11 protein-coding genes are annotated in these 11,681 nt (G+C 28.8%); 3 read left to right on the top strand and 8 right to left on the bottom strand.

The window, feature by feature from the left end; translation table 4 throughout:
* Nucleotides 1-443: 443 nt before the first annotated feature.
* The 4 genes from tuf to ACXYRK_RS02600 form a co-directional block, all read right to left on the bottom strand.
* Nucleotides 444-1,637, bottom strand: coding sequence for an elongation factor Tu (gene tuf / locus ACXYRK_RS02615; RefSeq protein WP_435129111.1), 1,194 nt, complete (start codon nucleotides 1,635-1,637; stop codon nucleotides 444-446).
* Between the two features lie 299 nt (nucleotides 1,638-1,936).
* The gene (gene nagB, locus ACXYRK_RS02610; protein WP_458617939.1) at nucleotides 1,937-2,659 is read right to left on the bottom strand and encodes a glucosamine-6-phosphate deaminase; all 723 of its coding nucleotides are present in this window, start codon (nucleotides 2,657-2,659) and stop codon (nucleotides 1,937-1,939) included.
* 7 nt (nucleotides 2,660-2,666) lie between these two features.
* Nucleotides 2,667-3,767, bottom strand: a complete 1,101-nt coding sequence (gene nagA / locus ACXYRK_RS02605; RefSeq protein ID WP_458617937.1) for an N-acetylglucosamine-6-phosphate deacetylase — start codon at nucleotides 3,765-3,767, stop codon at nucleotides 2,667-2,669.
* Complete coding sequence (locus tag ACXYRK_RS02600) at nucleotides 3,767-4,615, bottom strand: N-acetylmuramic acid 6-phosphate etherase (protein WP_435129122.1); 849 nt, start codon at nucleotides 4,613-4,615, stop codon at nucleotides 3,767-3,769. Before ACXYRK_RS02600 ends, nagA begins: the two co-directional genes overlap by 1 nt.
* 181 nt (nucleotides 4,616-4,796) lie before the next feature.
* Here ACXYRK_RS02600 and ACXYRK_RS02595 point away from each other — a divergent pair, with 181 nt between their 5' ends.
* The 3 genes from ACXYRK_RS02595 (at nucleotide 4,797) to ACXYRK_RS02585 (ending at nucleotide 7,959) form a co-directional block, all read left to right on the top strand.
* Nucleotides 4,797-5,126 carry a hypothetical protein gene (locus tag ACXYRK_RS02595; protein ID WP_458617935.1) on the top strand — a complete coding sequence of 110 codons (330 nt, stop codon included), beginning with the start codon at nucleotides 4,797-4,799 and terminating at the stop codon, nucleotides 5,124-5,126.
* Nucleotides 5,126-6,907, top strand: coding sequence for a PTS transporter subunit EIIC (locus tag ACXYRK_RS02590; protein ID WP_458617933.1), 1,782 nt, complete (start codon nucleotides 5,126-5,128; stop codon nucleotides 6,905-6,907). The genes ACXYRK_RS02595 and ACXYRK_RS02590 overlap by 1 nt, the downstream gene beginning before the upstream one ends.
* Nucleotides 6,908-7,083: 176 nt before the next feature.
* Complete coding sequence (locus ACXYRK_RS02585) at nucleotides 7,084-7,959, top strand: MurR/RpiR family transcriptional regulator (protein ID WP_458597207.1); 876 nt, start codon at nucleotides 7,084-7,086, stop codon at nucleotides 7,957-7,959.
* A 15-nt stretch (nucleotides 7,960-7,974) separates the two neighbouring features.
* Here the strand turns inward: ACXYRK_RS02585 and ACXYRK_RS02580 are convergent, their stop codons facing one another.
* The 4 genes from ACXYRK_RS02580 to tapR form a co-directional block, all read right to left on the bottom strand.
* Nucleotides 7,975-9,063: a hypothetical protein gene (locus tag ACXYRK_RS02580; RefSeq protein WP_458617931.1), complete on the bottom strand. Its 1,089-nt coding sequence runs from the start codon at nucleotides 9,061-9,063 to the stop codon at nucleotides 7,975-7,977.
* Nucleotides 9,064-9,072: 9 nt separating this feature from the next.
* A complete protein-coding gene (locus ACXYRK_RS02575) occupies nucleotides 9,073-9,729 on the bottom strand; it encodes a LemA family protein (protein WP_435130064.1) in 657 nt (218 codons plus the stop codon).
* Between the two features lie 138 nt (nucleotides 9,730-9,867).
* Entirely contained in the window at nucleotides 9,868-11,103 is a 1,236-nt protein-coding gene (gene tyrS / locus ACXYRK_RS02570) for a tyrosine--tRNA ligase (protein ID WP_458617929.1), read from the bottom strand.
* Nucleotides 11,103-11,681: a TyrS-associated PheT N-terminal domain-related protein TapR gene (tapR, locus tag ACXYRK_RS02565; RefSeq protein WP_458617927.1), complete on the bottom strand. Its 579-nt coding sequence runs from the start codon at nucleotides 11,679-11,681 to the stop codon at nucleotides 11,103-11,105. The genes tyrS and tapR overlap by 1 nt, the downstream gene beginning before the upstream one ends.

Here is an 11,681-nt window from a genome sequence, read left to right as displayed (position 1 = left end):
ACAAAGCTTCTCTTTGTAAAATATACATACAATACATTTATCTGTTTTGCACTTTTACCACCCCCTCCGCCCCGCCTAATGGCAAAATAGGCGGGGGAACTTTCTTTTTTGTAAAAAAGAAACAAAAAAACTCCCTGCTTTGCAAACTCAGTTTACAAAGCAGGTTTTATTTTTTAAGCTTGCATAAAAAATAAAAAAAGTTACTAAATTTAAAATTTAACTTTTGGGATTAATGACTTTGTAAGTTCAAAATTATTTTTGCTTTTGTTAAATTAATATCGTAAATTTATTATTGAAAATATTTGTGGTTATACAAAAAAAGCTACACAATAGTCTAATTTTTATAGTGTAGCTTTTTAGATTGCATTTTGGGCAAGCATATATGCTTGTTTTTGTTTGCAAAGCATTAAAAAATCGGGATATAAACCCGACTTTCAAATTGTTTATTTAATAATCTTTGTTACTGAACCAGCACCAACTGTACGTCCACCTTCACGGATAGAGAATTTGGTTCCTGCTTCAACAGCGATAGGAGCGATTAATTTAACTTTTAAGTTAACGTTTTCTCCTGGCATAACCATTTCACGTTTTGCATCAAATTCAACTCCACCAGTAACATCAGTGGTACGGAAGTAGAATTGTGGTTTATAGTTTTTAAAGAATGGTGTGTGACGTCCACCTTCTTCTTTTTTTAGAACATAAATAGCTGCTTCAAATTCTGTGTGAGGGATAATTGAACCTGGTTTTGCTAAAACTTGTCCACGTTCAACATCTTCACGGTTTACTCCACGAAGTAATAATCCAGCATTATCTCCAGCTTGTGCTTCTTTAAGGTTTTTACGGAACATTTCAATTCCTGTAACAACTGTTTTCTTAGTAGGTTTTAAACCAACGATTTCAACTTCTTCGTTTAATTTAAGTGTTCCACGCTCTACACGTCCTGTAGCAACTGTTCCACGTCCTGTAATGGTGAATACATCTTCAACAGCCATTAAGAAAGGTTTTTCAAAGTCTTTAATAGGTGTTTCAATGTATGTATCAACTGCATCCATTAATTCCATAATTTTTGGTTCTCATTTTGCATCACCTGATAATGCTAATGATGCAGAACCACGTATAACAGGAGCATTATCTCCATCAAATCCATATTCTGTAAGAAGTGAACGAACTTCAAGTTCAACAAGGTCGATCATTTCTGCACCTTCATCACCTTCTAGCATATCACATTTATTTAAGAATACAACGATGCGAGGTACACCAACTTGTTTTGATAAAAGAATGTGTTCACGAGTTTGAGGCATTGGTCCATCGGTTGCAGCAACAACTAAGATAGCACCATCCATTTGAGCTGCTCCGGTAATCATATTTTTAACGTAGTCAGCGTGTCCAGGACAGTCTACGTGAGCATAGTGACGTTTTTCAGTTTGATATTCAATGTGTGCTGTGTTAATTGTAATTCCACGAGCTCTTTCTTCTGGAGCGGCATCGATTGAAGCATAATCACGAGCTTCTGAAAGTCCTTTTTTAGATAAAACTGTAGCAATAGCAGCAGTCAAAGTTGTTTTACCGTGATCAACGTGTCCAATGGTTCCAACGTTAACGTGTTCTTTACTACGATCAAATTCTAATTTTGCCATATTAATATTCCTTTCATATTGTTTATGATTTAAATTAATTTAGTTTGTCTTAGCGCTAAAACCAACCATAGCCTAGTCTTTCATCTAGGTCCTGTCCATAAGCACCAATAATTTTAGCAAATTCTTTTATATAATTTAGAAATTGCTTTTTGTATTAATATATTTTACCATATTTTTTATATTCATTAATCATTAAGATTATGCTTTTAAGGCTTTATTCTATGATTTTATTTACTAAATGATTGATTTATATAAAATAAATTATTCAAAAAATCAATAAGGTTTCCTTATTGAAAGTTTTATAATAATTTTGCTGCTTTTGAATCTAAAATTATAGTTACATCATTATGTGTTTGTAAGAAACTAGCAGGAACATCCGAGCAAACAGGACCATTTATTGTTTTTGTAATTGCATCTGCTTTAGAATCTCCATCTGCTAATAAAATAATTTTTTTTGCTTTTAATATAGTTCCGATACCCATTGATATAGCTGTTTTTGGAACTAACTTTATATTGTTAAAATACTTTTTATTAGCATTTATAGTACTTTCAGACAAAATTACTTCACGAGTTATATCATTGATTTTTGAACCTGGTTCATTAAATGCAATATGTCCATTGATACCGATTCCTAGTATCATTAAATCTATACCACCTTTTTCTGCTATTAACTTTTCATATTTTTTAGCATTTAAACCAATATTTCCTATTCCGTTTGGCAGGTTAATATTTGATTTATCTACATCAATATAATTAAAAAGTGTATTGAACATAAAATAATGGTATGAGCAAGGGTTTTTTATATCAATTCCAACATATTCATCAAGGTTAAATGTTGTAACATCTTTAAAAGAAATCTCTTTATTTTGATATTTTTGAATCAATAATTGATATGTTTTTATAGGTGAGTTACCAGTTGCAAAGCAAATGTTTAAATTAGGTCTTGATTTAATAGCATCTGCTATTAAATCTGCTGCATATTTAGCTTGTAAATCTGAATTTTCTTTAATTATAACTTTCATATTTTCCTTAGTTTACCTTTTTTCCATCAATATAGACACTTTTGATATTTCAATTATAATCCATTAATACTATATCTGCTAGATAACCTGTCCTGATTTTACCTAACTTTTTATTTAATCCTAAGTATTTAGCAGCATTATATGATGTCATTTTTACTGCATCACAAGATTTTACATTGATACTCAATAAGTTTTTAAAAGCATCGTGTATACTAATACCTGAACCTGCAATAGTATTACTGTCTTTTAAAGTTATTTTTAATCCATCTTTTATAACAGGGATATCACCTGAAATATTTTCTCCATCTTTATAATAAGCAGGTTTAATTGCATCTGAAACAGCAATAATTTTATCAAAACCTTTATTTTTGATAGTGAATCAAATTGACTGTTTACAAATATGAAATAAATCGAAAATCATTTCTACATAGGTGTTTTCGTTCATTAATGCAGCCTGAAGCAAACCAGGGTTTCTTGAGTCAATTCCTGACATAGCATTTCATAAGTGACATACAGATTTACAACCATTATCAAAGAACTTTGATGTAGTTTCAAAATCAGTTGCTGAATGTCCGATAGACCCTATTATATTGTGTTTTTGCATCTGTTTAAATACTTCTATATCTACCACATCAGGATCGAATGATATTTTTCTTAGTGTGTTTTGTGATGCATTAATAAGTTGTTCGATATCTGAAACAGTTGGTTTTTTAAGATACTCAAATTTATGTGCTCCTTTTTTAGCATTTGCAATAAAAGGACCTTCTAAATGCAAACCTAAATTTCTTGCAACATATTTAGCATTTTTACTCACATCGTCTAAAACATCTAAAATATTTTGTCACTGATTTGTCATCAATGTAGGCATAAAAGCAGTTGTTCCATGTTGAGCAAGTTTTTTTGAAATAGCAGAAACCGCATCGCTTCCTTCCATAACATCGTAATTATAAAAACCGTGTATATGTGTATCGATAAATCCAGGAACTGCTATATATTTTGCTTGATTTTGATTTGGTATAATTTTTTGTATTTTATGATCTTTTATATATATATCAGCACAATCAATGATGTTGTTATAATTTATAATTTTAACATTTTCTATTTTCATTATCCAATTACTTCCCTTAAATTATTATGTGATTTTTTTAATAGCTTAATCGCATTTATTTTATCAACTTTATTTAAATGCATTACAGCAGCAACTTTAATATTTTGATCTGCTTCTGAATATAACTTTTGTGCATCTAATGCAGATATATGTGTTATTTGTTTTAAAATATCAATGCTACGCTTAACTAATTTTTCGTTTTTAGGAATTAAGTCAATCATTAAATCATCATATACTTTACCTAGTTTTATAGCAGTAATTGATGAGATAGTGTTTAAGATAAGTTTTTGCAAAGTCGCTGCTTTTAAACGAGTAGAACCAGAAATAACTTCTTTACCTACATCACCAACTATAACATCATCTGAAACAGATTCACAGTCTCCATTTTTTTGATTTGCTATCAAGGTAGTTTTTGCATTAGTAGTTTTTGCATAAACAAAAAAACCTTTTATATATTTAGTATTTCCCGATGCAGACAAACCGATGATTAAATCTTTATTATTAATATTTTCTTTTTTTGCATCACAGTAACCTAAGTTATAATCATCTTCATAGCCTTCTAATGACGCTAAGATTGCTGCATCTCCACCAGCCATCGAGTATTTGAATCAATTTAACTCTCCAAATGTAGGTAAAATATCTAAAGCATCTAATAAAGCGATTCTTCCACTACTACCAGCACCTACATAAAATATTCTACCGTTTTTTTTGATGACTTTAACACATTGCTTAGCAAGTTGAATAATATCTTTTTTCAAATTATTATATGCTTTGATTACATCTTTATTTGATTCAGCAAAAATATTTACAAGCTGTTTATAATTTAATGTATCTAAATGTTTGTTCATAACAACCTCGCAATTATTTTATTATGGAAGTCTATTTGATATGTTAAATAAAAAAATTTTTTATTTTTTATATTAAACATCATTAATAAAACAAAAAATATGAAAAATTTTTTCATCTTAGCATTTGTATATGAAAATGATTTTATAATATTTTAGAGTGTAAATCACTCAGTGAGGTTATATGGATAAATTTTTAAAAAAACTCAAAGACTTGCACTGGTCGCAATGAGTTTATATTATTTTATGAACTTTATTTATTGTCTTCTTAATCATACTTATCGGATTATTTGGAGGTTTCACAGAAAACAGTCACGGGTTTTCAAGAGAAAAACTAGGTGCTCATTATGATGCATATGTTGCTGCTTTCAAAAAATTTCGATCAGATGTGATAGGTGCAATGGGATTCTTATTCTTTCTTAGCTTTTTTGGAGCAATTATCGCTACAATTGCTTCACATGGATTCTTTTTGAAGAAGAAAAAACTTCTTTTAGCTAAAGCAGGAGGTAAATAATGACTACAACTGCTAAAAAAACATTTTCAGGTGGGTTAACTAAAGGATGAATGACAAAACTCTCACGTATAGGATCAGCATTGATGTTTCCGATTGCGGTGCTACCGGTTGCTGCGATCTTGTTAAGAATCGGAGCAGAATTACCAGGTGATTCTCCGTTTGGTAAGTTTGTGCAATCATTATTATTAAAAAGTGGTGATGCAGTATTTTCAAACTTATACATTATATTTGCAGTAGGTGTAGCATTTGCTTTCACAAAAGACAAACGGGGTGAAGCAGCATTTGCTGGATTTATTGGAATAATGATATTAACCTTTTTAATGGTTGCTTTAACCGATGTGTATTATGGAACTTTGTTTGTACATAAAGGTTATGTAGATACTGATACAGGTGCTATTAAGGATTTTGTAGCATCTTCGCCTAAGGATGCAAAATCAGGAACAGGATTTAAGGAATTTACTAGAACTTATCAAGTAGTTTCAACTGGTTTTCATTCAATTTTCGGAAAGAAAACAGATGATGTTCTTGCTAAAAATGTACTTAATGGTATTGTAGTAGGTGCTTTAACCGCATTTGTATATAATCACTCAAACAATGTTACATTGCCAAAAGTGTTAGGATTCTTTAGTGGAAAAAGATTAGTTCCAGCAGTTGCTATTATTGCATCAACATTATTTACAATTGTTTGAGCAGTTATTTTCCCTTGAATCGGTTATGTGATTTTTGCTATTTCAGAAGCGATGTCAAAAGCCGTAACATCAAAACAAGGTGAATCATTTAATTTATCAGCACAAGCGCGCTTTACAAGAGCGGGAATAATGGGTGTATATGGATTTTTAAACAGACTTTTAATTCCATTCGGATTACATCATATTCCAAATAACATATTCTGATTCCAATTAGGTGAATGACCAAAAGAAGGTAATCCATCACAAACTGTAAATGGTGATATTCTTATTTTCTTACAAGGACAAGCAAAAGGCAACCCAGGTGGTATCTTCCAAGCAGGTTTCTTCCCAATGATGATGTTCGGATTGCCTGCCTTAGTGGGTGCATTTGTTTATTCAGCAGAAACCAAAGAGCAAAAGATTAAAGTTGCTTCGTTATATGGTTCAGCAGCAATTGTAAGCTTTTTAACAGGTATTACAGAACCAATTGAATTTGCTTTCTTATATGTTTCTCCACTTTTATACTTATCACATGCAATCTTAACAGGTATCTTTGCATTTATAACAGGAGCATTTGGAATACAATTAGGATTTGGATTTTCAGCTGGATTATTAGACTACATTACTTCAATACCTAAGTCATTAAGAATAATCAACGAATCAGGTTATACAGGTGCAGCAAGAGTATTTGCTAACCCAGGATGAATTTTCCCTATTGGATTTGTAACTGCTGCTGCTTACTTTGGTGTAGGGGTTGGATTTATCAAAGGATTTAACTTATCAACACCTGGTCGTGGTGAAGGTATCATACGTTCAGAAGAAGAAATAAAAGAAGTTGTCTCACCAGAAGCAAATGATGGTAGCTTTTCAACAAAAGCAAGAAATATTGTTAAAGCTTTTGGTGGCTGAGATAATATAACAACTTTTGAAAACTGTTCAACACGACTTCGTTATGAAGTTAAAGATGGAAGTAAAGTATCTGAAGAAGATTTGAAAAAAGCAGGTGTATTTGGTTTAGTAAAAGTTTCTGAAAAATCATTTCAAGCAATAGTTGGAGTCGAAGCAGAAAGTATTAATAACCAGATTACATCAAATAAAGGTGCAGAATTATAATAATTTAGATGACACAGATGTGTCATCTTTTTGTATTATATAGTTTTATAATAAGATTGATTAAAATAAAGAAGAGGAATAAAGAAAAAAATATTGCAAAATAAAGAAACATAAAAAGCATAAAACACAAAAATAATTTGCATTTTTATAAGCAAAATATATAATTATTTTTACCTATGAAAAAAGAAATTTTTGATAATAATCTAAAGCAAATAATTACATCAAATCAACATATAAAATCATTGATAAAATTAACCGATTTTATTAGTTTATATCCGAATGGTTTTTTAGAATTATCAACTTTGCAATTATCTGATAAGCTTGATGTGTCACAAGCAACTATTTCTCGTATTTCAAAAATATTAGGTTTTAGAAATATTCAAGATATAAGAATCTATATTTCAGCAAGATTGCAATATTTAGATGATCGTATTGATTGAAATAATAATGAATCAAGCGAAAATTTATCAGATGTAATTTCTAATATTAAATCACATTATATGTTTACAATTGAAAAAAGTGTAAATAAGTTTTTAGATAATAAATACATTTACAAGTATATTAACACATTATTAGAATACAAAATTAATCTATTTTTTGGCATTGGTGATTCTGGTATGATATCAGCTTATTTTGCTAATAATTTAAGAAAAATAGGATTTAATGTTTTATATTGTAGTGATGTACATACCTTTTTAAGCTTTAATTCATTGCTACAACTTAAAAAAGTGCATGTAACAGTGATATCTAAATCAGGAACAACTTTAGAAATAAAATTTGTTATAAACTTCTTAGAAACAAATAATATTCCATATTCTGTATGAACAAAGAATCAGAGTTTACAAAGCAATCATTCCTTGAATTTATTGTATGTTGATTCGCTTGAGCAAAAGTATCGTATCGGAGTGCTAGGCTCAAAGATTTCTTATTTTATGCTTTGTGATATTATTTATTCATTTTTATCAGTAAAAATAGATAAAAATAAGAAAATCTTTTCGCAGATTAATGATTATATTAGTAGTTGAAATAATTTATTGGATAATAAAAAATAAGGTGCAAACCTTATTTTATTGTAAGTAAATTGGAATGTTAATGAATGAAAGCATATAGTATAAAGTATAAGTGTCAATTAATAGATCGTTATAAATTTTATTAATTACTATTTCTTTGTTTTTTAAACGAAGTGGGACATTAAGATACATAAACCCAAAATCAACATTATAGTTTAAGTAGATAAAATCTCCAGTAGAAAAAACATTAAATCTTTTAATTTTTGAACCTTGGGTATCTTTAAGACGCTTAAGCATTAATTCTTGTGATAATGGTGTAAACATCATTGTGGCTTTAAATCTATCGTTTATCATTGGTGTAACATACTTGTTGAATTCTTTGTTTTCCATTTGAATTTTTTGTAAACCACTACCACTAGCAAGTTTTCCAACCATTAATGTAAATACCATTGCTTTATCTTCAAGATATCTTGTATCTATTTTAAGCATACCGGTATAGTAATGTTTTTCTTCAGTTAGATTACCTTTACTATCTCTTCTTTCATAAACTCAGTGGACATTTATAAGAGAAAGTGGATAGTGTTTCATTAATAAACAATGTTTTGGTTCTTTAACTTCTGATATATATGCCTCACCAGGAATACCAACTGTAAATCTATGTAAATCCTTTTTGCTAACTTGACAATGTCTAAATGCTTCTTTAAAATCAGTACTTTCTTCTGCTGGTATATAATCCATTTCATCATCAAGGATATTAAATGATTCAACATATAGTGCTTCTTGGTTTAAGTTTTGTTTTAATACATGAGCTAAATTAACCCTAAAACGATAAAATTTTCTTCAATAGACAGCACCTAAAATAACACCAATTAGAATAGAAATAATGAATAAGATTAAAAAAACAAAAAAAGGAATAAAACCATTACTTACTACACTGATAATAATGGCACCGATTATTAAGAATACAACACCAGGTATAATAGTACTTAAAAGAGATACTCAGAATTTTTTAAATGCTTTTTTATATTCATTCATTACTTCGGGAGTTAGAATGTTATTTACTACTGTTGTAACAATTGGTAGAAGTTTTTCGTCTGCTTTATTTTTATAATCAGCAAACTTTTGATAATCGCGAACAACTCTCACTATTTATTATTAAAATAAACCTTTCATTGAAACATCTTGTTTTTGTTGTTCAGATGCTGCATATAAAGGAAGAGTTTCAAGCTTTAACATTGCCGCAATAATTGAAGCAGGATATGAGAAAATTTCTTTATTAAAGATGTTAGCATCTTTATTATATAGTCTTCTTGCAGCTTGTAGCTCTCTTTCTAAATATGTTGATTGATTCATTAATTCTTTATAAGCATCCATTGCTTTTAGTTCTGGATATGCTTCAGAAACTGCCATCAATCTTCCGAAAACACTTGTGTTAAGCTTTTCGATTTCATTTGCATTAGCAACTCCACCTTGACTTACTAATGATCTCATTTTTGCAATTTGTGTAAGTGTTTCATTTTCATACTTGCTGTAACTTTTTGTAATTTCAACAAGTTTGTTTAATGTGTCATAACGTTGTGTTAAGAACACATCAATGGTTGAAGCCGATTCATTTGTTTGTAATTGCATTCTATTAAAACTATTTCTTTTTACAAAATAATAAATTACACCACTAAATAGAAGAAGAATTCCAAGGATTCAGAAAATTACCTTTGATGCTGTTGATGTTGTTGCAGCAGTAGGTCTTGAATCTACATTTGGTTGAAATCCATCTGGATGATGTGCTTCTCTGTTATTAACTAAATTTGCCATATTGTCCTTTCTTTATTTGTCATAATAACTTGTTATATTATACAAAATTTGCATAAAAATTTAAAAAGTCAAAGCAAATATTTGCAGAGACTTTTGTACGGCAATTCTCTTTTACTAGAAGAAAAAAATGTGTAAATTCTAATGAATTTCTATCAAAAATAACTTTTTCTTACCGATATGTAATAAAGCAAACTTCCCATCAAAAAGCTTGGATTGAAAAGTTGTTTGTAAATTCACTTCAACATTATTTAATTTAATTGCTTTTTTTTCAATAAATTCACGAGCTTCACGTTTTGAGTGAACTAATTTTTTTTCAATCAACGATTCTATGATATTGTTATTTTTTTTAACAGTTAAAGTAGGAATTTGATTTTTTAAAGAAGTGATTATATCTATTGATAAAGTTGTGATATCAAAGTTTTTATTAAATAAAATTTCACTTGTTGCTTGCGATATTTTAGCATCATTTTCACTGTGGATGTCTTTTATAACTTCGTATGCTAAAACCTTTTGAGCATATTGATTTGCTGGATCTTTAATATGTTTTTGCATAACATTATCGATTTCATCAAGTGATAAAAATGTGAGTCATTTTAAAAGTTTTTCAATTTGACTATCTGGTTGCTTATATAAAAATTGATACATATCATAAGGTTTAGTCATATTTTTATCAAGTCATAAACTTCCACCACCAGTTGATTTACCAAATTTATTTCCATTTTCATCTGTTAATAAGTTAGTTGTAAAAATAAATGCTTGATGATCGTTTCCTATTTTTTTTGAAATCATTTCTAATCCAGTTGAAAGATTTCCCCATTGGTCAGAACCACCTACTTGAATTTTTACATTATAATCTTGATATAAACGAATAAAGTCTCATCCTTGAATTAATTGATAAGAAAATTCAGTAAAACTTAATCCATTTTCAATTCTTTTAGCAACTGAATCCTTTGATAACATATATGCTACATTAACTAATTTTCCTACATCCCTTAAGAAACTAATTAAATTCATATCTTTGTAAAATTCATAATTATCTACTACATATAATCCAAAATGTTCAAGCTGCATTTTGATTTTATTTTTATTTTCTATTAATTCTTTTTCATCAAGTAGTTTTCTTTCACTGGTTTTAAACGAAGGATCACCAATCATCCCGGTAGCACCACCTAGGATTGCAATAGTATTTCATCCTGCTTTTTGCATACGAAGTAAGGTTAAAATTTGCAGATAATTACCTAAATGCAAACTAGTTGCAGTAGGGTCAAATCCAGCATATACAGCATCATTTGTAGTTAAATTATTAAATTTATCAATATTACTATGTTGTTTTAAGATACCACGATTATTTAATTCTTTTAATATATTTTTCATTAAAATCCAAAGTCCTTTCCGATATCGTTTTTAGTTCCAAAAATTAAACCATCACCATTTAATCCTAGGCTTTTATAACCCGATAACATCCCAAAACTTTCAACATCTAAAAGTTTGCTTAATAAAACAGCGCTACCATCATTAATAACTGTTCCAGGAAGTGCTAAAACTACTATTTTACCAACCTGTGAATCAGTTGTATTTGTTACAATTTGAATTAATTTATCTTTATTTATATTTATTTTAAGAATGTATAATTTATCACTATTAGGATGATTATTTCTTTCTATAATTTCTCCATAAATAAATTTTTGTTCATCTTTTATAACAAGACCTTCTGTTTTAGCAATTTGCATCAATATACTTTTTTGCTCTGTGTTTAAAGTAAAATAACTTTGATTTTCCTTAATATCAAGCAACTTATTATCAAGCAGATTAATTGAATTTACATTGTTTTGCAAATCTATGAAAAATATTGCATTCTGTGTTCTAATTTGTTTATTTATAACTACTTTTGCATCCACGAATATAATAGATGTATTAGAAAAAAACTTATTTAAATTATTACATATAATCAT

Source organism: Mycoplasma sp. AC1221 (genome assembly GCF_054353815.1).
Note: the sequence above shows the minus strand (reverse complement) of the source record. Positions and strands in the feature narration are given on the sequence as shown.